At 49.0% G+C, this 22592-nt stretch carries 22 protein-coding genes; 13 read left to right on the top strand and 9 right to left on the bottom strand.

Annotation, left to right across the window (positions count from 1 at the left end):
- The first annotated feature begins 17 nt into the window (after positions 1 to 17).
- Both ACF8OF_RS07275 and aac(6') read left to right on the top strand, forming a co-directional pair.
- Positions 18 to 920, top strand: coding sequence for a LysR substrate-binding domain-containing protein (locus tag ACF8OF_RS07275; protein WP_392496169.1), 903 nt, complete (start codon positions 18 to 20; stop codon positions 918 to 920).
- Between the two features lie 11 nt (positions 921 to 931).
- Positions 932 to 1381, top strand: a complete 450-nt coding sequence (gene aac(6'), locus ACF8OF_RS07270; protein ID WP_392496292.1) for an aminoglycoside 6'-N-acetyltransferase — start codon at positions 932 to 934, stop codon at positions 1379 to 1381.
- Between the two features lie 26 nt (positions 1382 to 1407).
- Here aac(6') and ACF8OF_RS07265 read toward each other — a convergent pair whose 3' ends face one another.
- The 4 genes from ACF8OF_RS07265 to ACF8OF_RS07250 form a co-directional block, all read right to left on the bottom strand.
- Positions 1408 to 1968: an SMI1/KNR4 family protein gene (locus tag ACF8OF_RS07265; RefSeq protein WP_392496168.1), complete on the bottom strand. Its 561-nt coding sequence runs from the start codon at positions 1966 to 1968 to the stop codon at positions 1408 to 1410.
- Entirely contained in the window at positions 1965 to 4139 is a 2175-nt protein-coding gene (gene speC / locus ACF8OF_RS07260) for an ornithine decarboxylase (protein ID WP_392496166.1), read from the bottom strand. Before speC ends, ACF8OF_RS07265 begins: the two co-directional genes overlap by 4 nt.
- 113 nt (positions 4140 to 4252) lie before the next feature.
- Positions 4253 to 4786 (bottom strand): GNAT family N-acetyltransferase, encoded by a 534-nt coding sequence (locus ACF8OF_RS07255; protein WP_262883281.1) that lies wholly within the window; start codon positions 4784 to 4786, stop codon positions 4253 to 4255.
- Positions 4787 to 4877: 91 nt separating this feature from the next.
- Positions 4878 to 5666 carry an SDR family NAD(P)-dependent oxidoreductase gene (locus ACF8OF_RS07250; protein ID WP_392496164.1) on the bottom strand — a complete coding sequence of 263 codons (789 nt, stop codon included), beginning with the start codon at positions 5664 to 5666 and terminating at the stop codon, positions 4878 to 4880.
- 71 nt (positions 5667 to 5737) lie between these two features.
- On the opposite strand from ACF8OF_RS07250, the gene ACF8OF_RS07245 reads away from it, so the two are divergent.
- The gene (locus ACF8OF_RS07245) at positions 5738 to 6106 is read left to right on the top strand and encodes a MerR family transcriptional regulator (RefSeq protein WP_262883283.1); all 369 of its coding nucleotides are present in this window, start codon (positions 5738 to 5740) and stop codon (positions 6104 to 6106) included.
- Between the two features lie 6 nt (positions 6107 to 6112).
- Here the strand turns inward: ACF8OF_RS07245 and ACF8OF_RS07240 are convergent, their stop codons facing one another.
- Positions 6113 to 7672, bottom strand: a complete 1560-nt coding sequence (locus ACF8OF_RS07240; protein WP_262883284.1) for a methyl-accepting chemotaxis protein — start codon at positions 7670 to 7672, stop codon at positions 6113 to 6115.
- Between the two features lie 345 nt (positions 7673 to 8017).
- Between ACF8OF_RS07240 and ACF8OF_RS07235 the strand changes: the two genes are divergently transcribed.
- From ACF8OF_RS07235 to ACF8OF_RS07195, 9 genes are all read left to right on the top strand, one after another.
- Positions 8018 to 8932, top strand: a complete 915-nt coding sequence (locus ACF8OF_RS07235; RefSeq protein WP_262860627.1) for an effector binding domain-containing protein — start codon at positions 8018 to 8020, stop codon at positions 8930 to 8932.
- 1106 nt (positions 8933 to 10038) lie between these two features.
- Positions 10039 to 10275, top strand: coding sequence for a helix-turn-helix domain-containing protein (locus tag ACF8OF_RS07230; protein ID WP_262860626.1), 237 nt, complete (start codon positions 10039 to 10041; stop codon positions 10273 to 10275).
- Positions 10276 to 10420: 145 nt separating this feature from the next.
- Positions 10421 to 10969: a type 1 fimbrial major subunit FimA gene (gene fimA / locus ACF8OF_RS07225; protein WP_262860625.1), complete on the top strand. Its 549-nt coding sequence runs from the start codon at positions 10421 to 10423 to the stop codon at positions 10967 to 10969.
- A 254-nt stretch (positions 10970 to 11223) separates the two neighbouring features.
- Positions 11224 to 11871: a fimbria/pilus periplasmic chaperone gene (locus ACF8OF_RS07220; protein ID WP_262860624.1), complete on the top strand. Its 648-nt coding sequence runs from the start codon at positions 11224 to 11226 to the stop codon at positions 11869 to 11871.
- Positions 11872 to 11914: 43 nt separating this feature from the next.
- Positions 11915 to 14503 (top strand): outer membrane usher protein FimD, encoded by a 2589-nt coding sequence (gene fimD / locus ACF8OF_RS07215; RefSeq protein ID WP_262883286.1) that lies wholly within the window; start codon positions 11915 to 11917, stop codon positions 14501 to 14503.
- A gap of 7 nt (positions 14504 to 14510) precedes the next feature.
- The gene (locus tag ACF8OF_RS07210; protein ID WP_262860622.1) at positions 14511 to 15512 is read left to right on the top strand and encodes a fimbrial protein; all 1002 of its coding nucleotides are present in this window, start codon (positions 14511 to 14513) and stop codon (positions 15510 to 15512) included.
- A gap of 11 nt (positions 15513 to 15523) precedes the next feature.
- Complete coding sequence (gene sfmF / locus ACF8OF_RS07205) at positions 15524 to 16057, top strand: fimbria assembly protein (RefSeq protein ID WP_262860621.1); 534 nt, start codon at positions 15524 to 15526, stop codon at positions 16055 to 16057.
- Between the two features lie 161 nt (positions 16058 to 16218).
- Complete coding sequence (locus tag ACF8OF_RS07200) at positions 16219 to 16551, top strand: DUF1971 domain-containing protein (protein WP_262860620.1); 333 nt, start codon at positions 16219 to 16221, stop codon at positions 16549 to 16551.
- Positions 16552 to 16558: 7 nt separating this feature from the next.
- Positions 16559 to 16900, top strand: coding sequence for a DUF1869 domain-containing protein (locus ACF8OF_RS07195; RefSeq protein WP_392496162.1), 342 nt, complete (start codon positions 16559 to 16561; stop codon positions 16898 to 16900).
- Positions 16901 to 16951: 51 nt separating this feature from the next.
- On the opposite strand, the gene ACF8OF_RS07190 is transcribed toward ACF8OF_RS07195, so the two are convergent.
- The 3 genes from ACF8OF_RS07190 to ACF8OF_RS07180 form a co-directional block, all read right to left on the bottom strand.
- Positions 16952 to 17233, bottom strand: a complete 282-nt coding sequence (locus ACF8OF_RS07190; RefSeq protein ID WP_004241818.1) for a GNAT family N-acetyltransferase — start codon at positions 17231 to 17233, stop codon at positions 16952 to 16954.
- Positions 17234 to 17250: 17 nt separating this feature from the next.
- Complete coding sequence (locus ACF8OF_RS07185) at positions 17251 to 18183, bottom strand: nucleoside recognition domain-containing protein (protein WP_392496161.1); 933 nt, start codon at positions 18181 to 18183, stop codon at positions 17251 to 17253.
- Positions 18184 to 18409: 226 nt separating this feature from the next.
- A complete protein-coding gene (locus tag ACF8OF_RS07180) occupies positions 18410 to 19105 on the bottom strand; it encodes a DUF554 domain-containing protein (RefSeq protein ID WP_279800069.1) in 696 nt (231 codons plus the stop codon).
- Between the two features lie 562 nt (positions 19106 to 19667).
- On the opposite strand from ACF8OF_RS07180, the gene ACF8OF_RS07175 reads away from it, so the two are divergent.
- Positions 19668 to 21602, top strand: a complete 1935-nt coding sequence (locus tag ACF8OF_RS07175; protein ID WP_392496160.1) for a methyl-accepting chemotaxis protein — start codon at positions 19668 to 19670, stop codon at positions 21600 to 21602.
- A gap of 53 nt (positions 21603 to 21655) precedes the next feature.
- Here the strand turns inward: ACF8OF_RS07175 and ACF8OF_RS07170 are convergent, their stop codons facing one another.
- The gene (locus tag ACF8OF_RS07170; protein WP_392496159.1) at positions 21656 to 22567 is read right to left on the bottom strand and encodes a hypothetical protein; all 912 of its coding nucleotides are present in this window, start codon (positions 22565 to 22567) and stop codon (positions 21656 to 21658) included.
- Positions 22568 to 22592: the final 25 nt, after the last annotated feature.

Genomic DNA, 22592 nt, shown 5'->3' with positions numbered 1-22592 from the left:
AAGAGAAAAACTATTTCATGAACCGTTATCCGCCGATGAAAGCGTTGCTGGCCTTTGAAGCCAGTGTCCGCCTCGGCAGCTTTATCAAAGCAGCAGAATCCCTGCATGTCACGCCGGGTGCGGTCAGCCAGCAGATAAAAAAGCTGGAGGACGAACTGGGCGTGATGCTGTTCGTGAGGGAAATCCGCAAGCTGACGGTGACAGAAACAGGACAGAAATACTATCGCTTAATTCAGCCTGCGCTGGAACAGATCCGCGCCGCCGGTGAGACAATCCGCTATGCGGCGCGTCATACCCTGACCCTGTCCATGCCGCCCGGGCTGGCCTCCAAATGGTTCTCCCCCCGGATGAGTGATTTTGTCCGCACCTTTCCCGGGCTGGATCTGCACCTGAATGCTACAGCTGCCCTGGTCTCGCTGGAAAAAGATAATGTGGATCTGGCTGTCCGCTATACGGATTTATCCCGTACGCAACCGGTACGGGTACTGTTGTCTGACGCGCCCTGCCGTCTGTTTTGCCATCCCGCTTATGCCGCACAGCTGTCACTGCACAGCCCGGCAGATCTGAAAAATGCGGTACTGCTGCACACTACGCTCTATCCTTACTGGGACAGCTGGCTGGAACACTATGCCGGGATAGCATCCGGCGGCACACCGTTTACCGCCGGGCTGCATTTCGATCAGTTCTTACTGGCAATTGATGCGGCGGTGCATCAGCAGGGTATTCTGATTGCCAACGATTTCCTGCTGGAACATGAGCTGGCACAGCAGACGCTTATTCCTTTGTTTCCGGCACTGACGCTGCATTCCGGCAAGGGATTTTATCTGCTGCATAACCGCCACAGTGCCGATCAGGCGATGATCAGTGCCGTCAGTGACTGGTTTTGTCATGCATTTGCTCACACTGCGGAGAACACATAATGGAATTCGTGATGATTAAAAATAAACTGGCTGTTCCGGAAACTACCTGGCTGGCACTGCGGCAAAAATTATGGCCGGACTGTCCGCCGCAGAAGCACAGGGATGAAATCCGCGATATTATCCGCAATCCGTCACTGTGTGCTTTTTTCCTCTGTACCACAGACGGGCAAACTACCGCGTTTGCGGAAGCCTCTGTGCGGACAGATTATGTTAACGGCTGTACCACATCACCGGTTGCCTATCTTGAGGGGATTTATTGTGAGGAAAGCGCACGGCGGCAGGGATTTGCCGGGCAACTGATTGCACAGGTGAAACAGTGGGGAGCTGAAAACGGCTGCCGCGAACTGGCCTCCGATACCTCACCGGATAACACCACGTCGCAGTTGTTACACCGGGCTCTCGGGTTTACCGAAACCGAGCGGGTGATCTTTTACTGTCAGCCACTGCTGCCGGAGAAATAATCCCCCGGCAGCAGATTAAACAGCCATTACTGCGGTGTTTTCCGGCCCTGCTCCGCAATCCGCTCCATCATCTCCGTCTGGCGTTCTGCCAGACCACGGATTTGTTCCTCATAGCATGCGGTAAAGTCCGCTGGCAGCCGGGTGATTTCACCTTCCGCAACTTCAACCGGGGTGCCGGATTTATCCAGCCCCCAGATGATATTGCCGTCACCGACCACTTTCATCAGCGGCAGTACACCGGTGACGTCGTAATCCGCCAGCCGCTCACAGGCCGCCGTGACGGATGCCCACTCCGGCAAATCGGGGGTATCAAATCCGAGCAATACCACACCGCGCCAGAACGTCCATGCCGGTCCGACAGAATAGAGTTCCGCTTCCGGCCAGAATTCCTCCCGGGCCATCACACACAGACCGTTAGTGCGCTGACAAAATGCAGAGCAATACGCCGGTACCGGTACGCCGGTCAGTGTCTCTGCTGCTGCGATAGCCTGCGGTTCCGGTGCCGGGGCGGCAACCACCTGAAAATAGTCGCTGTTGAGATCTTCCAGAATTTCCCATATACGCTGATGAAACTGTTCTGCTGTCATTGTCCTTCTCCCTGCTGATGGCGGATAACGCAGGCATACACACGCTGGTGTCCGCTGTCATCCTGTTCAATATACGCCCCCTGCAATTCCGGCGCGAAGCCCGGAAAGCGATCGGCGGTCTCTTCCAGCGCGAGGAAATAGCGCTGAACCGGGGCTTCCCAGACTTCCCCCGGCACCACACACAAGACACCCGGCGGATACGGCAGAGCCCCTTCCGCCGCGATACGTCCGGCTATCTCTGACACAGCAACCCGCTCTGTATTGCCGCGGACAAATTCAGTATGTGCCGCTTTCGGCGACATCCGCACCGCCGGAAAGCAGCGGCGGCGGAACATCTCTTTCTGGCGCTGTTTAACATTATGTTTCACAAACAGATCGTGCATTTCCTGACACAGCTGCCGCAGTGTGTATCCCGCATAACGCGCCGGATAAGTACGGCACAGTGACGGCAGAACGGTTTCCAGTGCCGCGTCGTTGTCCAGTAATTGCTCAAACCGGGCAATCTGCCGGATCAGCCGCTGCATTTTTTCCGGCGTTTCTGCCGGGGTCAGTAAAAACAGAATCGAGTTCAGGTCACATTTTTCCGCGACAATCTGATTTTTGCGCAGGTAATACGCCAGAATCGTCGCCGGAACACCGAAATCGTCATATTCCCCGCTGCTGACATCCACCCCGGGGGTGGTCAGCAATAATTTGCAGGGATCGACAAAATACTGATCGTCCGCATAACCCTCAAAACCGTGCCAGCGCTCTCCCGGCACAAAATTGAAAAAACGCCGGTCTGCGGCGATAACACCGGTTTCCGCCTCTTCCCACGGCCGGCCGTCCACAGTATCGGGGATAAAGGGACGGATATGCTGACAGGTGCGCAGCAGCAGTTTACGGGCTTCAATCCCTGTTCTGACACATTCCGCCCACAAACGCCGTCCGGCGGCGCCCTCATGGATTTTCGCATTCACATCCAGTGCGGCAAACAGCGGATAAAACGGGCTGGTGGAGGCATGCATCATAAAGGCATTATTCATCTGCCGGAAGGAAACATAGCGATCCTGCCCTTTGATATGTCTGTCTTTTTTGTGGATCTGGGATGCCTGAGAAAACCCGGCCATCTGTTTGTGAACAGATTGGGTCACCAGTATTCCCGGGTCGTTTTCATTCAGTTCCAGCAGCATCGGCGAACACATCTGCATCACCGGGATAAACTGCTCATAGCCGACCCACGCGGAATCAAACAGAATGTAATCACACAACGGGCCGATGCTGTCCACCACCTGACGGGCGTTGTACACCGTGCCGTCATACGTCCCCAGTTGGATCACGGCCAGGCGGAACGGGCGTTTATTGCCCGCTTTTTCCGGTGCAGCCTCTGCCGCCAGCGCCCGCAGATAATCCTCATCAAAACAGTGTGCATCGATGCCGCCGATAAAACCGAACGGGTTACGCGCCGCTTCCAGATAAACCGGCGTGGCACCTGCCTGGATCAGTGCGCCATGGTGGTTGGATTTGTGATTATTGCGATCGAATAACACCAGGTCACCCGGTGTCAGCAGAGCATTCAGTACCACTTTGTTGGATGAGGATGTGCCGTTGAGCACAAACCAGGTTTTGTCCGCATGAAAGACTTTCGCGGCATGCTGTTGCGCGGCCAGCGCAGCCCCTTCGTGGATCAGGAGATCCCCCAGCGCGGTATCTGCATTGCAGAGATCAGCCCGGAACAGTGCATCACCGAAATAGTCGGTAAACTGCTGCCCGGCGGGATGACGGCGGAAAAATTCCCCGCCCTGATGGCCGGGGCAGGCAAAAGAGATATTCTGCTGCGCGGTATAGTGTTTCATCCGCCCGAAAAACGGCGGCAGCAGGCTCTCTTCATAGGATTGTACCGCACGCAGAAGTGTGTCACAGACGGTATGGCGGTCATCACGGCGGAGATCGATAACCCCGCTGATACCATCCGGCACCGTCTCTGTTTCACCGTCGCTGAGCACCATAAAAACCGGCTGGCTGAAGCCCTGTTGCCGGATCCGCGCCAGCTGGCCGTTGCCGGTATCTGCCGGTGCCACCAGACACACGGACACCGCCGTGAAATCACACTCACTGAGAGAAACCGTTTCAAACGGGAGATCCGGCATGCCGCTGAGCAGCACACTTACCGCACATTTTTTCTTGTTCATGACAACCCTGCAAAGTCATCCCCGCAGACAACAGGTGTCAGCAGAGTACAGTACGGAAACCGGCAGGCAGACCGCCGGAAAAGCGGTCATCATAACATGCGGTGAGCCGGGCGCTACAACAGATTTTCCGGCATAATGTGATGGATAAGAAAGTGTTTAAATTGCTGATATTCTTCCGGATTAATAACCTGCGGATAACTCAGGATCACCAGCTCATGCGGCGGAAATTCCGGGCGGTAAGCCGGGTGATGATGAACATAGTCATTAACGGCAAAACCACAGTGCTGATAAAAACGCAGACGGCGTTGCGCCACCTCATCCGTCAGCGGATCAATTTCCAGAACAACCCGCTGTTTCTCCTGACAAAAAAGCGATAACGCCCGCTGCCCGATCCCACTGCCGCGCATCTGCGGCGCAATAGCAATGTGCTCAATATAAAACAGGGAACCAATCTGCCAGCAGCCGGTAAATCCGGCAAAGCGGTCATTATCCCTTATCTGATACAGATAATAGCCGGGCTGTGAAAACAGTTTATCCCGCCCTGCCCGCGTGCGCTGTTCATGCAGCGGAAAAGCGGATTCATACAACGGACGAATATCATCGAGCACCGGATCAGCCGGTGAAGTAACCGGAAGTAATTGCAGCATAAAAAAGGTATCCAACCTGAAAAATGAGAATTACCTCACATTATCAGTAACGCCGGGTGACAGCAATCATCACGGCTGTACCCGCTGAATCTTATGAAGTAACGTTCTGATTTGACCGGCTGTTTTCCGCATGCGGGAAGCGGGTATCCGCCAGCTGAAAGCGGAAATCATCGCGGTCAATCATGCCGGTGATACTGTCCGCGTCATACAGTTCAAGCGCAAATGCGGCCATTTCGTCACTGGTGTGATAACGCCCGAAAGCCCGGTCATAATCATAAGAATCGGTATTATTTGCCACCTGACCAAATTCGGTCTGTGTGGCAGCCGGTGCCAGCACTTTTGCCCGCAGTTTTGCCCCGCTGCGGATAAGCTCACGTGCCAGCCCTTCGGTATACGCACTGACAAAAAACTTCGTGGCGCAATAAGTCACCGCTGAAGGGACAATCGTATAACCGCCCGCCGAACTGATATTGATCAGCTGCGCACCTTCCGTATGCTGATAATCCTGCACATACAGCGCCGACAACACCATCAGGGCATTCACATTCAGGGCCAGCATTTTCTCCGCTTCCGCCACCGGCTGCTCTGCCACCCTGCCGTAGTAGCCGAAACCGGCATTATTAATCCACGCAATGATATTCAGTGCCGATAACGAGTGATACAGCGCCGCCGCATTGCCGGGCACGGACAAATCACACACACGGATTTCTGCCGTGATCGCCGGGTTCTGCTGCATCAGTTCCGCCTTCAGTGCCCGCAATGCATCCTCACGCCGCGCCACCAGCACCACATTATTTCCCCGGCGTGCAAAAGCAGCCGCGATTGCCCGGCCGATACCGGCACTGGCACCGGTGATCACCACATAATTCTGATTGTTCATACACACCTCCTTTGACATTGGTCTGCGGAGCGTAAAAGATAGAGTTCACTCGAGGTCAAGAGGTTTTTTGTATGCATTATTCCATCAGCGCGTTTTCTGCCTTAACCGGTTTCAGTATCCATACCCTGCGGTTTTATGAAAAAGAAGGTATTTTGATCCCGCAGCGCCGGGCAAATAATCACCGCTGTTATTCCGCCCGTGATGCGGAATGGGTGACGTTTATCACACGACTGAAAGAAACCGGCATGCCGCTGAAATCGATAAAACATTATGCAGATCTGCGGGCGCAGGGAGAGGGGACGGCACAGGCGCGTATGGATCTATTGCTGGCACACAGCGGGGCATTACAGCAGCAGATAGCGGTGCTGAATGATCATTTTCAGCACCTGGAAAGAAAGATAGATTACTACCGTGATTTACTGACCACGGCAGCAATCTGAGCCGCGTCAGTCTGTGGCGCGGAGGCGGAATTTCTGTACGGAGTTTTGCAGTGCCAGTGTCTGTAATTCCAGCCCGGCAGCCGTTTCAGAGACACTGCTGACCAGCGAGGCATTCTGCTGGGTTACCGTGTCCATCTGGGTGATTGCAGTGCCGATCTGCAGGATCCCTTTGGTCTGCTCCTCTGACGCAATGGCAATTTCTTTCATGATCGCTGTCACTTCACCGGAGGCGCGGACAATTTCCTCCATGGTTTCCCCGCCGCCGGCCACCAGCGTAATACCCTGATCGACGCGGGATACCGCATTCGCTATCAGCCGTTCAATCTCTTTGGCGGCATCCGCGCTATTACTGGCCAGTGTCCGCACCTCACCGGCCACCACCATAAAACCGCGTCCGTGAACACCGGCCCGTGCTGCTTCAATCGAAGCATTCAGCGCCAGAATGTTAGTCTGGAAAGCAATACTGTTGATCACATTGGTGATTTCAGCAATTTTCCGTGAACTCTCAGAAATTTCGTCCATGGTGCGGATAACAGCGGCGATCATTTCATGGCCCTGATGCGCCGTTGAAGACGTGACTTCCGCCAGTTCGCTGGCATGATGCGCGTGATCCGCATTCAGTTTCACTGTCGCGGTGATCTCTTCCATACTCGCTGCCGTTTCTTCCAGCGCCGCTGCCTGCTGTTCGGTACGGGAGGAGAGATCGGTATTGCCGCGTGCAATCTCAGACGCACTGTCACGCAGGGTATCACTGCCTTCGCGGATAGAACTCACGGCGTCCCGCAGACTGTCCTGCATTTCGCTGAGCAGCGGGAATAATTTACCGACACAGTTGCGTCCGGCGGCGTCACTTTCCACCGGCCGGCTGAGATCACCTCCGGCAATACGGCGGAAATGCTGACGGACATTATTCAGCGGGCGCTGCATCATCGTCACCAGATAACGGTCAGCGAAAATCAGGATCAGCAGACCAAACAGTGTGCCGCTGATAATCACAATCCGTGTGGTCGTCATCAGGCCGTCCACAAGGGCACGGGTCTGTTCGATCCGCGCCTCTGCCACCTGCGTGAACTCAACGCTGACAGTACCGAATTCTTTACTCAGCTGCGGGGTGACATCATGGGACTGTTTGCGGTAACCCGCCTGATCCCCCCGCTCCGCCAGCTGCATCTGAATCTTAACCCCCTCATCATAGAGCGCCTGCCAGCGGGCAATGACCCTTTCTGACATCTGCACATCCATCGGCCCCGGAGAAATCCGTTTCATTTCCGCCAGGTGCAGCCCCATATTTTCCATTGCTTCCGCAGACGGTTTTAAATCCGGTATTTCCCCTTCCGCTTTTTTCTGCATTTCACGGTTCAGTCTGGAAATAAAGCGAAAATACTGATCATTTCCCTGATTCAGTACCGTCAGCTGCCGGACGAGCTGACGGTCGGTCGCATTGCCGTCAGACACTCTCGACAGTGACCAGTCACTGTAAAAACTGACACATCCGAGTGTCAGACACAAAATACCGAGTATCGACAGCATGACGAACCGGATGGATAAGTTTCGAAGTAACTGCATACAGTTTCCTTTAAGGGGTGACAACATAATCTGGCGCCATACGGATACTGTTATCGGCAGAAAATTCAAAAGTTATAATTTTTTGTTATTTTTTAAAATTTTGTTGTTTTTCAGGTTAATAGCTGCCCGTTTTTCGCCGGATCACGATAATTTCCCGGTCAGCAGTCACAAAATCACATAAAAAAAGACAATTCCTGATAAAAAAATACAAAGCGGGGTGTGCTGCATACAGATATTTACACTCCTTGCGGATATAAAAGATAAATTCATTTAATATTATAAGGTTAACTTTTTTTATCGCCCGATAACTGACTGAGCGATATCACTCTCTGCCGGTAATAAAAAATGAACATAGACGGACTTCGCGGAAGTATTATTCAGAGTCTGGTTTTGTGGATTGAGCAAAATCTGGAATCCGATTTATCGCTGGATATCATTGCTGCACGGGCGGGGTATTCCAAATGGCATTTACAGCGTTTATTTAAAGAACATACCGGTGTGGTGATCGGAAAATATATCCGCGCACGGCGTTTATCCTGTGCAGCCAGAGCATTGCGGATCACCCGCAGCAGCATCCTCGATATTTCGGTAAAATACCGCTTTGACTCACAGCAAACCTTCTGCCGCGCCTTTAAATCACAGTTTAATACCACCCCTTCCGCTTACCGCAAGAAAGCGGGCTGGGACAGTAACGGCTTTTGTTTTCCGCTGCAGGCAAAGAGCCCCGTTCCGTTTCAGCCGGAACTGACCAGATTACCGGAAATACAGTTAACAGGCTCCCATCATTATCACCGGAAAAACCTGTCAGACTGGCAGACAGAAAACCGGAAATTCCGGCGTGAATTCTGGGAGACGTTTTTTAAGGAAGTGGATATTATTCCGGCGGATTTGTATGCCATGCATGCCCCGTATGAATCGACCGCAGATAATATCAGTTATGCCTATACCACAGCCGTCATGCCGTCGGTATTGTCAGCGGACAGTATCCGCCGTGCATCACTTTCTCCGGTAACCTTACCCGGCGGAGATTATCTCAGAATTACCATTGACCCGGCCACGCTGAACGATCTTCCCGGCGATTACAACACGATTATTCATGCCGCTTATTCCGGCACACTGGCAGAAATGAACCTGCTGCGCAGACGGGGCCCGGATATTGAGCACTACAAACTGCTGCCCGCAGAGCGGCATGATGAGTTTATTGCCAACGGCTTACAGTATGTTGAAGTGATTAATTACTACATCCCGGTCATGCTGTAACAACGCATTACGGACAGTCACGGTGAATACCGATACCGGCAACATTGCTTCCTGTATAGCCCGGTATCATCGGTTATTCCCCGTTCAGAATGAAAAATGGTGACATTTCCGTCCTTCTGTTTTTATCGCGCCCCCCGGAAAATCTAAAGTCTTCCGGATAAATGCCGATAATACGCTGTAACCCTGCTATAATGTACAATTCAACATCATGATTCGCATGATATTTCTGCATAACGCAACATATTCTGTCTTTTTTATCAGATAAACTATTATTGAACCTTAATTTACTCGCGATACGTGTTATTTTACATTTACGCTTTAAACTTGTGAACAGGCACATTGTGGTAATAATTTGTAATATCTCAGGTGTTTCGCATTTAAACAGCCATAACACCATGAAATGTAATGATTTTTTAATTTTACATTATGAAATATATGTTTTTATTATGTATATTTTATGTTTGATAATATGGGAAAAGTCATAATTTTAGTAATTTTGATATATTATTTGTATTAGTGATGTATTTATGGAAAATAACAAAAAACCCAAACAGTCCATTTGTCTTATTATTCATGATTTTATAGTTATTAATTCTGCGTTATAACCAGTTTTCGATTTTTTATTAAAAAACAACAATTTTGATTAAATATTAATTAAATTTTTTATTTGTTTACAATCAATATATTAACGTATATTTTATAAATAAATAGTCATAACAGGGGATAAATAAAAGTAACCGGCATTTACAAAATAATTAACATTTACACAGAATTCATATTTACTTATTTATCAATATATTACAAAATAGGTAAAAAACTAAAGACCACGAATTTTAAACACCCCTGAAATTGTTAACACTCAAAAAAGATTACAACGATCAAAAAATCGTTATTGATAGTTTTTACCTTTCAATAATTGCTCTTTGATCGTTATAACTAACTTTACTTAGCACCTGTAAGCGCTAATACTTAATCCCGAAATGCAACTGCGATTTTCCTGCCCTATTTTATTATGACGGAAATCGGGTCTGTATTATCTGATTAGTTATTCAGAATACCTTGCATATTATTCCCATAAGAAACCCGGTAATTTTTGAGTACGACTCATGATGAATATAAATAAAGTTGTTGGAGAACAGATCAGAGCACACAGAAAAGAACAGGGATTATCCGGTTCAGAATTAGGTGACAAATTAAAATTAAGTCAGCAGCAGGTTTCACGCTATGAGCGCGGGGAATGCAATATTCCGCTTGACATGCTGTTTACTATTTCACTGGTTCTGGAAGTGCCTTTTGTCAAGCTGTTTGGTGATCTGGATAGCAGCCGGGATTATATATATTAATTTTAGTATTTCACATTTTTTCATTTCTGGTACACACAACACTCAAATTGTATCTGAAGATTAACCTCTTCAGATGTAGTGGTTTACTATTCTGTTGAGATAGTAAAATTTGAAGATGGCGTTTATTTTTTAGGAATTCAGTATTATGAAATTAAATATTATTGGTGCATCTGTTGTATCCGCTTTATTATTTTCCGCTGCGGCATCTGCTGCAGATCCGGTTATTGTAAACGGCGGCAACGTTCATTTTACCGGGGAACTGGTTAACGCAGCCTGTGCAGTCAGCACTGAAAGCAGCAACCAGACTGTTGAATTAGGTCAGTACCGTACCGCTAAATTAGCGGCGGCCGGCGACATGACAACACCGGTTCCGTTCAAAATCAAACTGGTTGACTGTGACCCGACAGTATCCGCCACTGCGGCTGTTGCCTTCGCCGGCCAGAGCATGGATGGTGATGCTACATTATTAGCAGTAAATTCAGGTACAAACGCACCTGCTGCTCAGAATGTCGGTATTCAGATTTCTGACAGCACCTCTGCCATTTTATCACCAAACGGCAGCAAGTTCTCTGCAGCAAAAACACTGAACGAAGGTACTAACGTATTAGACTTCTCTGCACGTTATGTTGCCAAAGGTGTATCCACACCGGGTCAGGCAAATGCTGATGCCACTTTCGTTGTTAAATACGAATAATCAATTACCGAACGTAATTAATTAAGTAAATAAAAACTCTCTCTGTACAGAATTATGTTTTCTTAATTCTGACGATGGATTGTGCCTGCAACAGGGAGCAGAGAGAGTTTTATATATCACCGGTTGTGCTGTAAACCACCCCGGATAATGAAATACCATACTCTATGCGTTATTTCTGACAGAGAATATTAAGAGGTCCATCTGTGATTTTTAATTATTTAAAAAATAGTGCATTGATATTGTTTTTCACTCTGATGTCAGGATTTGCTTATTCAGCATCAAATCAGAACTCAGGCATTGCACTCGGTGCCACCCGGATTATTTATCCGCAGGATGCCAAACAAACGTCTCTTTCTGTGATTAACCACAGCCCGAAAGAACGTTTTTTGATCAACTCATGGGTTGATAACGACAAGGGCAAGGAAAAAGATTTCGTTATCACGCCGCCATTATTTGTGATGGAACCTGCCAGCGAAAATATTCTGCGGATTGTTAACCTGGCTCAGGATCTGCCGAAAGACAGAGAATCAGTTTTCTGGCTGAACGTAAAAGCGATTCCGTCCGTGGATAAAGAATCACTGGAAGGAAAGAACGTGCTCCAGCTGGCTATTTTGTCGCGGATCAAATTATTTGTCAGACCGGTGAATTTACCCATCCAGACCGAAGATGCAGCGGAAAAAATCACAATTACACAGAAAAACGGCGCAATTACGATTGATAACCCGACGCCGTATTACACCACCTTCGTCAATATCATGTTAGACGGGCGTCCGCTGGACAATGTCATGGTTGCACCATTCAGTGCCCATCAGATTGCCGGTAAAAACGGTCGCACACTGACTTATCAGACCATTAATGACTATGGCGGACTGCGCAAACAGCGCGACGTGAATCTGAATTAAGACATTCTTTATTTTATTGTTGTCATGCAGGGAACAGGGTGAAATGAGTAACATCAAAAAGGTTTTCACACATACGCCGGTTTATTTTGCTGTGCTTGCAGCCGTTACGTGTTTTTTCCCTGCGGGAACGGCCGGTGCGAAGCCTTCCTTCAACGCCGCATTTTTAACCGATGACCTGTCTGACGCGGATGTCTCTGATTTATCCCGCTTTGAATCAGGCGGCTATCAGCCGCCCGGTACTTACCTGGTTGAATTGTCCGTTAATAATGATTTTGTCTCCTCCTCTGAGATCACGTTTACCGAACTGAAAAATAAAGAGGGTGAGCCTTATTTATTCCCCTGCTTCAGCGCAGATACCATTATGGGTTTCGGGGTAAATATCGCCCGTCCGGAGGAATTAACAGAACAGGATAAGCAGTGCTTTCCGTTTACCGAAAAAATTCCCGGCTCAGAATATCACTTTGATTTTCAGAAACAGCGGCTGATGCTCAGCTTCCCGCAGGCCAGTCTTTCCGGACAGGCACGCGGCTATATTCCGCCGGACAGATGGGAATCCGGTATTCCGGCGCTGTTTATGAACTATTTCGCGTCCGGGAATAATAACTCGGACAATACCAGCAGCTACTACGTGAACCTGAACTCGGGGTTTAACCTCGGTGCATGGCAGTTCCGTCAGTCCAGCTCCTGGAATTACAACAAAAGTAAAAACGCCAGTAACAGCCAGTGGCGCAGCCTGATGAACTATGTTCAGCGGCCGATCATTGCCCTGAAAAGCCAGCTGGTTATCGGTGACGGCAACTCGGACGGCAGTGTCTTTGACTCTGCCGGGTTCCGTGGTGTGCGGCTGTTTTCTGTCGATAATATGTATCCAGACAGCCAGCAGGGCTATGCCCCGACCGTGCGCGGTATGGCAAAAACGGATGCCAAGGTGGTTATCCGCCAGAACGGCTATGTTATTTACCAGGTGTATGTCCCGCCGGGCCCGTTTGTCATTAATGACTTAAACCCGGCGACCTCCAGTGGTGACTTACAGGTGACCATTGAGGAAAAAGACGGTACTCAGCAGCAGTATGTTGTGCCCTACTCCACACTGCCGGTGCTCCAGCGTGAAGGCCGGGTGAAATATGACGTGATGGCCGGGGAGTTCCGCAGCGGGAACAGCAACCAGGATAAACCGAAGTTTGTCCAGGCGACACTGCTCGCCGGTCTGACACGTGATATTTCTGTTTATACCGGGACCCAGCTGGCTGACAAATATAAATCAGTCCTGATCGGGGTCGGTCAGAATATCGGCCGTTTTGGTGCTTTCTCCTTTGATGTCACCCATGCAAACAGTGAACTGGCGGACGGCTCAAACCACAGCGGACAGTCATTCCGTTTCCTGTACGCGAAATCCCTGAACACCACCGGTACCACGTTCCAGTTATTGGGTTACCGCTATTCCACCAAGGGCTTCTATACCTTAAACGATGTCGCGTATAAACAGATGTCCGGGTATGAATATGCGCCGGACGGCGAGGATGGTGATACCAGCAAGCCGATCATTATTAATTATCACAACCTGCTCTATAACAAAAAAGGGCGTTTTCAGGTCAATATTTCGCAGTCATTTGATCAGTACGGCTCACTCTATATATCCGGTAACCAGCAATCTTACTGGAACCGCAGCGGTAAGGATGAGTGGTATCAGGCCGGGTATTCCAACAGCTGGAACGGGATCAACTATTCCGTGTCCCTGAGTACCACCAAAGCGCTGGAACTCAAAGAGCGCGATAACATGCTGTCGGTGAATGTGTCCGTGCCGTTCTCGTCATTCTCGTCGCGTAACGCGCGCAGTAATGATGCCTTTAATAACGCCTACGCCACCTTCTCGGCCACCAATAACTCCGGCGGGCGGAACGCTTACCGTGCCGGTGTAAACGGCACGCTGCTGGAAGGCAGAAACCTGAGCTATTCCGTCTCGCAGGGGCATGTCAGTCAGCAGGGTTATAACGGCTCGGCCGGTCTGGATTATCAGGGCACCTACGGCGATTTCGGGATCAGTTACAACTACGACCCGGATCAGAATCAGCTCAACTACCGGGCCTCCGGTGCCGTGCTGCTGCATGAAAACGGATTGACATTCGGCCAGTCAATTAATGATACCACCGTGCTGGTCAAAGCACCGGGGGCTGCCGGTGTGGCGGTGGAAAACTACACCGGGGTGAAAACGGACTGGCGCGGTTACGCCATCATTCCTTATGCCTCGGCTTACCGGAACAACCGTATTGCGCTGAATCCGGATTCATTCAATGACAATACGGAAATCAAAAATAACGTCCAGAACGTGGTACCGATCAGCGGAGCGGTTGTCCGTGCCACATTTGATACCAGTATCGGGATCCGGGCGCTGCTCTCGCTGACCCACAACGGCAAACCCATCCGCTTCGGCAGTATGGTGCAGGAAACCGGCTCTCAGATCAGCAGTATCGCTGATGATGACGGACGTGTGTATTTAACCGGCCTGCCGCTGACCGGGAAATTACTGGTGCAGTGGGGGAATCAGCCGGGTGATCAGTGTACTGCGGATTATGATTTTACCCGTCAGGAAATCAAAGGGCCGTTACTGCGGACCGCGCTTGAATGTAAATAGAGAGTTAATGATGAAAAAGAGATATGCAATCCCGTTATTAATGGCATTTTTACCTCTTCCGGCGCTGGCTGTGGTATGCAGTAATGCGGCGGGCGGAACCAGTGAGGTCTTTTACGATCTGACCGACAGCTTTACCTCCGCCAATAACCAGGTGGGTCAGGTAAAAGTATTAACCAAAAACTTCAGTGAACGGGTTGAGGGAATATGCCCTGTTCACTCCGGCAATAACCGGACAATGCGCAGCTATGCCGCCAATATGCCGGTGGTGGAAACAGAAGGACGGTATAAATACCTCCAGCTGAATGACTATCTGCGCGGGGCAATGAGTATTACCGACAGTTCCGCCGGTACATTTTACCCGCCGCAGGACTATGTTCTGATGGGTACACACCCGAACGTGACCAAGGGAAAACCGTTCGGTATTATGGACAGTAATTTTACCTTCCGCCTGAAAGTCACCCGCCGTTTCGTTGACCAGGTGGTGATCCCGAAAAAGACCTTATTTACCGTCTATGTCACGACCGCAAATACCGACCCGCTGAGCACGCCGGTTTATACCATCAGCTACAGCGGCATTATAAATGTGCCGCAGCAATGCAAAGTCGGCGTTAACGATATCGTGGTGATTAACTTCGGTAAAATCGGTTCGCAGTTATTCAGCCAGGCCGGTGCCGGTAATAAACCTGCCACCGTGAATAAAAAACTCGAAAATATCGCGATCCAGTGTACTAACGTGGAAGCGAAAGCGTATCTGACACTGCGTATCGAAGCGGAGAAAGTAAACGGCAATATGATTGTCTCCGATAACCCGGATGTCGGTTTTATGGTCGGTGATAAAGACGGTAAAGCACTAACGCCGAACAATATCGGCAGTGTTATTCCGTTCCAGCTTGACGGTGCCGGTTCTGCCCGGACAGCCATTACCGCCTGGCCTGTCAGCGTGACCGGTAATAAACCGAAAGAAGGTGTTTTCCAATCCCGCGGTTATTTACGCGTAGACTACGAATAACAGGCACGGCAATGAAGAAACACATAAAACAGAGACTCCTTTCCCTGCTGTGCGGTGGTCTGCTGATACAGTCAGCCGCCGCCTATGAACTCGGCCGGGTGAATATTGAGTTGTCCGGTGAGATTGTTGCTTACAGCTGCGGGGTTGAAGTTTCCCAGGCAAATAAAAAAGTTGAGCTGGGGCGCTGGGCTCTGAAGAATTTCCGCGCCGCCGGTGATAAAACACAATCCATGCCGTTCAGTTTTCAGGTCCGGAACTGCCCGCCTTCTTCTGCCGTCACCTTTGTCTTCAGCGGTAAGAAAGATAAACAGGACAGCTCACTGCTGGCAATCAATGAAGGGGCAAGTGCGGCGGGCTCTGTGGCGGTGGAGATCCTCGACAGTCAGAAAAACCGGCTGCCGATGGAAACCAAAAGCCCGAAAATTGCCATGGATATTAACGGCAACGGTCAGGCACAGTTTTATGCCAACTACATCGCCACCGGTAACCGCCCGACCCCCGGCATTGCTGACGCGGATGCCACCTTTATGATTACTTACGACTAATCCCGCCTCTCCTTCCCGGCGCCAGCCCTGCTGACAGCCTCCGGCTGTCAGCGGGTAAATCGTGCGGTTTCCCCTGAAGTTGCATCTGAAATACTTTTTAAATTTTGAAAAGTATTTTAAGATTGGATCTTAATCATCTGTTTGACTTCAGGAGAACACAGATGGAACGCATCATCATTCCGACAAACTACATTCATATCCGGAGCACGCCGCTCTGGACCAAAGAAACGGCACCGGAATCTATCTGGCAGAGGCATCTGGATAAAGGTACCCGTCAGGGCGTTTATCCTAAACTGTCTGTTATGCAGGGCACCATTATCTACTATGCCTATGCGGATGAAACCAGCCCTGAACCAACGGACACTCTGGTAATAGAGGCCGGGCAGTTCGGTGTTTTTCCGCCGGAAACCTGGCACCGGATAGAAGCGGTTACTGACGATACGGTGTTTAATGTTGATTTTTATGTCGCCCCAGAGATCCTGACCGAGGAGTAACACAATCATGAACGACGAAAACAAAGGCTTTTTATTAACGCTGATCAATGAAGGTAACGGCCAGAAAGCGGAGAAACACTTTCTGAATCCGAAAAAGTTATATATCCCTGAGATTGCGGCAGAAGAAATCGCGTTGCTGGTCAGTGAATTAGACGACAAAGAAAAAATTAATGATGCGGCACTGATGGTCACCATGACCAATAAGAATAATGGTGTGTCAGTGGATAAAGACGTGGATTCCGCCGCTGAGTTAGCCGATGCTGAAAACGCGGCGCAAATCGTCAAGGATCTGATTAATATTATCCGCGGCTACGATATGGATGAAGAAACCAATATCTGCGGATGGTAACTGTTCTGTCTGTGCCGGAGGAAAAACCGGTTTCCCCTCCGGCATTGTGCATTATCCGGCGTGACGGATATCGTCATACTCACGGGTTTTATCAAACACGCTTTTGGCAAACGGACAGAGCGGAATAATTTTCCGCTGTTCACGACGCATTTTCTCAACCACCGCCGCAACCAGCTTATTACCGACTTTCTGCCCGCGCAGGCTGTCATCCACCATGGTATGGTCAATAATCGCCAGATTATCCCCGGTATACACAAAGGTGATTTCCGCTATCCGGCTTTTGCCGTCCTCAGACAGAATATAAAAACTGGTTTCATCTTCACGAATATCCATCACTTATCTCCTCCGGCTTAAAATAATACTATATGCAAAACCGTGCGGATGAGAATACCGATCAGTGCTGCCGGGATCACATAACGGAACAGACGGACAAACCGCGAACTGATACCGAGAAAAATGCCGATCCCCGGTAAATCAAATGTCTGGATGAGTAAACCGGCAGATGCATTAATCTGATTGGCGGTTACCGCACCCTGCTGTACCAGGTCAGAAATCACCCCGAAATAGGCGGTTCCCCCGGCCACACATTTCACCAGGGCGGGCAGCACAAAACTGTCCGGAATATGCACCATATTCAGTACCGGCATCAGAATATGGTGCAGCCATTCAATCACCCCGGCGGCCTGCATTAATCCGACAATGGATAATGACAGGATCAGCATCGGGATAGCTCCGAGTGCCAGACGGATAGCATCCGCCCCCGCGCTGTTGATAACCGACAAAATTCCCTGATTATTCTGCTCCGCATCCGGCAGCGGCTCTGAGCTTGCGGTCTCTGTCGCCGATAACCGGCGGCCGGTGACATACCAGGTAAAAGCCGCCGCACACAATCCCCCGGCAACAGAAACAATAATGGACGTTGTCCAGTGCAGCCCGAACGGCATCAGCGGATAAAACACATTCCCCTGCCCCATAGCAAAACACATTGCCAGGGTTGCCGCCATATGGCGATCAGATACCCCCCGCTTATCCATAATCGCGAGTGTTGCCAGCGGTGCGGCAAAACTGACAAAGTTTATCTGGATCAGCGCAAATGCACTCATCCCGGTTAAGCCGAACGGTTTGAGTAAAGGTGCCAGCCAGCGGACAATCACATCCAGCACGCCTCTGACAGAGAGGTATTTCATTATGATCAGCATCACGACCATAATCGGTAATAAGGTATAAAGCGCGACATCAACGGAGGATTTCCCCGCTGAAATGATAATACTGATGACATCCATGGAATAAATACGGAAAGTAACTGAATCGGTTTTCCGGATTATAACCCTGAGATTTGAGAAGTAATTCAATTTTTTGAAGTGGCTCAAATACAGCAGATAACAACAGCCAATCCTGTATTTTCCGGTAATTTATTCAGCCGGATGTTATTTTGCGGGATCAATAACCAAAAAATAACCCCGCATGATCATTCGTTGTTATCGTTCACCGCTATCCTGATGATTTAAATCATAAATATGACCAGAGCAGTGACAGCGGCATTACCAGTATCAGCGCAGGCAGCAGGTTAATCACCGCAAACATTTTAATACCGCAGATCCGAAGCCCGGTTGCGATCAATAATACCCCGCCCGCAGCGGTAAAATCCGCCATCATAGCCGCTGTGGTAAACGGCATCAATAACGCACCGCTGCCCGCCAGTGCCAGCTGAATAATCAGCATCGGCGCGGCAATAACCGACACCGCAATACCCAGTGAACAGGCAAATATCATCGCGGTGAAAAAATCCATAAAAGCCTTGGTCAGCAGAACGGTCGGATCTCCGGTCATGCCTTCATGCATCGCCCCGAAAATCCCGGTACCGCTGACACAGAACAGGAATATCAGCACCACATAGTTTTCAATAAAACTTTCCTGTGCCCCGCTCCGTACCGGAAGCCGGTTTTTTATTTTACCGGCCACCGCATTGATTTTATTTTCCAGGCAACACAGTTCACCGATAACCGCCCCGAGCAGCACCGATAGCACCATCACCGGCATATTGGCGCATTTTATAATCAGCAACACCCCGATAGCGAGTGATGCCAGCCCGAATACGGACGGCATGGATATCCGGATACGTTCCGGCAACCGGTGGCTCAGCCCTGCCCCGGCAATTCCGCCAATCAATACTGCGGCGGCATTAATAAAAGGTCCGGTAACCAAACGTTACTCCTGCTTTTTTTATCTGGATCTTATGATTATACGGAACCGGTACCATACTGTACGTGTACCTGCCCGCAAAACAGGCGCAATAAAAAGCGGGTATTAACGCAGATATGACGTCAGGCCGTACTCCGGAAAAACCCGGCTGAAGACCACCTCAAATGATGAATAACCCCTCATTTTTGCTGTTAATTCTGTCAAAATCACTAAATGAATATTTAAAAAAAACAATAACAATATGAAAAATAAAAAATATATTTCTGATAACAGGAATGAATAATAACAGTAACATAAAACAAGCAATTTCATGTGTTGTATATTCCTGTTATAAAAAGAAATCATCTTATCTTTCACTTAAAAAAACACCATAAGGAAATAATTTTCAGCAAAGTACCCTATTCTGACTGACAGCTTTAGTTCCGTTTTTTATTCAGAGAGTCTCTGCAATAGTAAACCCGGGGCAGCTCAGCCAATAACCGGGCAATCGTTAAAATATAGCAGGACTCTGCTCAGACCAGCCAAATTTATAGTATATGTAAATTTATTATTTCCGGAGTTTTTTATGCGTTGGTATCCGTCCCGTATTTCAACTCGTCTGACGATCGGTGGTATTCTGCTCCTTGCTGTCACCACGGCGATTATTATTATTGTTATGCTGTGGCGCGGGCAGCCCCGTGTGGTGGAAATTAATACCGCATTAATTGAAGAAACCGGACATGGCCTGACCTCCAGAGTCAGTACCATTTTATCTCACACCGGCGGAAATACTGTCAGCCTGGCGCGCATGGCAGAGGTTTTGCCCAATGATGAGGCGCTGTACCGTTATATCCCGCCTAATCTGATTGAAAGTAACAGCCTGATCACCGGTGGCGGGATCTGGCCGGAACCGGGGGCATTCACGCCCGGAATTGAGAAACGCAGCTTTTTCTGGGCACGAAATCCGGCCGGGGAACTGGTCTTTTCTGACGAGTATAATAAAGACAGTACCGATAATTATCATAATGAAAGCTGGTACCAAAATGCACAGGACGAATCGACAGAACGCTGTTTATGGTCAGATGTTTACAGCGACACGGTTTCCGGTGTGAATATGGTAACCTGCAGTGTGCCGTATAAAACGGGCGGGAAATTTTCCGGTGTCGTCACAACAGATATCCGCCTGGATAATATTGCCGCCATTATGCAGCAATACGGCAACAGCACCGGCGGCTACGCCTTTGTGACAGACCGTCACGGGCAGCTGATTTATTTTCCCGGTTATGACAGTAAAAAATTTAAAACCTTTGATGAGCTGGCCGCCCAATCCGGCTGGCTGGCACCGGTGGCTGCAGGCCTGAAGCGGCAGGATTCTGAGCAATCCGCTCCCGGCAGCATCCGCATTGATCACGACGGACAGCTGAATACATCGTCACAGGTGATGCTGTTCCCGATGGCGGATACCGGATGGGTTATCGGCCTTGCCACGCCGGAAAGCCGGGTAACCGGTCTGGCGAACATCATGATGCAGGATGTGCTGGAAGTCCTGCTGCCGGTTATGACGCTGTTATTGCTGGGCTCCTGGTTAGCAGTCCGTCGTCTGATCACCCGCCTGAATGAGACATATAACGCACTCGATGATATTGCCCGCGGAGAAGGCGATCTGACGAAGCGTATGGCGATAGCCGGTAATGATGAAATATCGGATATCTCACGGGCATTCAATCTGTTTGCGGACAAAATATCATCGATGCTGCTGACCGTACGCAGCAGCAGCGCTGTTGTCGCGGAAAATACCGTCAGTCTGGCCGATAATAATAACGAGTTATCAGTACGGGTGACACAACAGGCCGCAGCCCTGGAGCAAAGTGCGGCGGCAATGGAGGAGCTGAATGTCACCGTGCGTCAGAACAGTGACAACACACACATGGCCGATAAACTGGCAGAAACCACCGCACAAACCGCAAGCCGCTGCGGGGATATGATGCATAATGTTATATCAACAATGAGCAATGTCAGTACGTCATCCGGGCGGATGTTTGACATTGTGTCAGTCATCGACAGTATCGCATTTCAGACCAATATTTTGGCCCTGAATGCGGCGGTAGAGGCTGCGAGGGCGGGTAATTCAGGCCGGGGTTTTGCCGTTGTTGCGACTGAAGTCAGGTCTCTGGCTCAGCGCAGTGCCCGGGCAGCCCGTGAGATTAAAGTTCTGATTGACGAGTCTGTTCAGAATATTAAAACAGGCAGCAGTCAGGTGCATGAATCCGGTGAAACACTGAATCAGTTGGTGGAGGATGTCCTGAAAGTCAGACAGCTGATGAGTGATCTCCGGGTTGCGGGAGAGGAACAAAGTAAAGGGCTGGCTGAGGTTACCATGGCAGTCACCGAAATGGATACCACCGTGCAGCAGAATGCCACTTTAATTGATAATGCCGTCTCGCGGACACAGCTTCTGAAAAGTGAAGCAGAACAGCTCGCACAGATGGTCTCCGTTTTTAAATTACCGGAAATACACTGATGTTATGAATATATTTTCCGGCAGAGAACACCCTGCCGGGAAATATATTCTGACTACGCATCAGAAACCGTCTCTTTATCCAGCATACCTACTGTATTCGCTATTTGGCTGTCAGCATCCGCCGGGGGATTATAGCCGCCAAAATAAAGTGTCAATGGCTCACATTCGAAATCATGATCTGTAATGGCATCACGCCCTTTTTGCATATACGTGTTAATGAAATTAATAAATGCATTATTTTCATATTTCTCACTGAGAAATAAGCTACTGTGATCGGATGCATTCGGTTGAAACAAAATCGTGTCCAGTCTGTTTTTTTCGGTATTAAACGAAAACAATTTTATAAATAAATTATTATTTGGTGTTGCATATCCGGCATCTTCATAGCGGGCCATATAGACTTTGTTATTTTCCCATGTATACAAAATTTGACGTGTTCTGTCTAAGACTAAAATGGGGTAAGGTCCCCAAAAAGCCGATTTACCCGTAATATACAGGCAATAACCAAATCCTAATGCCAGTAGTATCGTTAAATATATTGAATACTTTGTTCCTGCATAAAAATTCCCGGAGTAGTAAGATATTAAATAATCAAATACGCCGGGTTCTTTATCAAAAAAAGGACGATACCGTTCTGTACCCTCAAGTGGATCTCTTGAGTTTTCATCATACTCTTTATATATTTCAACATCTGAAATAAATGACTCATAATTTGAATAATGACTCTCGAAAAAAGAATTCATCAAAAAAATAAAAGTAGCAAAGACAACTAAAAATAAAGGAATTGAGACAACCTTTCGATGCTTAAAGTTAGTGGACTTTATTTGACATTTTTCCTGATTTATCTTCAGCAAATACGGGCTGTCTTCCGGGGAACCCGTAAAACGACAGTCTTCCTGGTAAGACGTAATTTTTTGCGTTTTTAGCTTAGCCGGGAACATTGTTCCCATAAAAAATTCAAACATTACAAAGTCCCTTGATCAATAAAAT

The sequence above is a fragment of the Morganella sp. TYF_1 genome, assembly GCF_043105645.1.
Lineage (GTDB): Bacteria > Pseudomonadota > Gammaproteobacteria > Enterobacterales > Enterobacteriaceae > Morganella > Morganella morganii_B.
The sequence above is the reverse complement of the archived record's forward strand: the minus strand, read 5'-3'. Positions and strand labels throughout refer to the sequence as shown.

Coding starts and splice junctions, on each gene's coding strand:
- ACF8OF_RS07175 (WP_392496160.1), top strand. CDS start 19,668: ATGCGTTGGTATCCGTCCCGTATTTCAACTCGTCTGACGATCGGTGGT.
- ACF8OF_RS07245 (WP_262883283.1), top strand. CDS start 5,738: ATGCATTATTCCATCAGCGCGTTTTCTGCCTTAACCGGTTTCAGTATC.
- fimD (WP_262883286.1), top strand. CDS start 11,915: ATGAGTAACATCAAAAAGGTTTTCACACATACGCCGGTTTATTTTGCT.
- ACF8OF_RS07240 (WP_262883284.1), bottom strand. CDS start 7,672: ATGCAGTTACTTCGAAACTTATCCATCCGGTTCGTCATGCTGTCGATA.
- speC (WP_392496166.1), bottom strand. CDS start 4,139: ATGAACAAGAAAAAATGTGCGGTAAGTGTGCTGCTCAGCGGCATGCCG.
- fimA (WP_262860625.1), top strand. CDS start 10,421: ATGAAATTAAATATTATTGGTGCATCTGTTGTATCCGCTTTATTATTT.
- ACF8OF_RS07200 (WP_262860620.1), top strand. CDS start 16,219: ATGGAACGCATCATCATTCCGACAAACTACATTCATATCCGGAGCACG.
- ACF8OF_RS07255 (WP_262883281.1), bottom strand. CDS start 4,786: ATGCTGCAATTACTTCCGGTTACTTCACCGGCTGATCCGGTGCTCGAT.
- ACF8OF_RS07190 (WP_004241818.1), bottom strand. CDS start 17,233: ATGGATATTCGTGAAGATGAAACCAGTTTTTATATTCTGTCTGAGGAC.
- sfmF (WP_262860621.1), top strand. CDS start 15,524: ATGAAGAAACACATAAAACAGAGACTCCTTTCCCTGCTGTGCGGTGGT.
- ACF8OF_RS07210 (WP_262860622.1), top strand. CDS start 14,511: ATGATGAAAAAGAGATATGCAATCCCGTTATTAATGGCATTTTTACCT.
- ACF8OF_RS07235 (WP_262860627.1), top strand. CDS start 8,018: ATGAACATAGACGGACTTCGCGGAAGTATTATTCAGAGTCTGGTTTTG.
- ACF8OF_RS07230 (WP_262860626.1), top strand. CDS start 10,039: ATGATGAATATAAATAAAGTTGTTGGAGAACAGATCAGAGCACACAGA.
- ACF8OF_RS07220 (WP_262860624.1), top strand. CDS start 11,224: ATGTCAGGATTTGCTTATTCAGCATCAAATCAGAACTCAGGCATTGCA.
- ACF8OF_RS07170 (WP_392496159.1), bottom strand. CDS start 22,567: ATGTTTGAATTTTTTATGGGAACAATGTTCCCGGCTAAGCTAAAAACG.
- ACF8OF_RS07275 (WP_392496169.1), top strand. CDS start 18: ATGAACCGTTATCCGCCGATGAAAGCGTTGCTGGCCTTTGAAGCCAGT.
- ACF8OF_RS07185 (WP_392496161.1), bottom strand. CDS start 18,183: ATGGATGTCATCAGTATTATCATTTCAGCGGGGAAATCCTCCGTTGAT.
- ACF8OF_RS07265 (WP_392496168.1), bottom strand. CDS start 1,968: ATGACAGCAGAACAGTTTCATCAGCGTATATGGGAAATTCTGGAAGAT.
- ACF8OF_RS07195 (WP_392496162.1), top strand. CDS start 16,559: ATGAACGACGAAAACAAAGGCTTTTTATTAACGCTGATCAATGAAGGT.
- ACF8OF_RS07250 (WP_392496164.1), bottom strand. CDS start 5,666: ATGAACAATCAGAATTATGTGGTGATCACCGGTGCCAGTGCCGGTATC.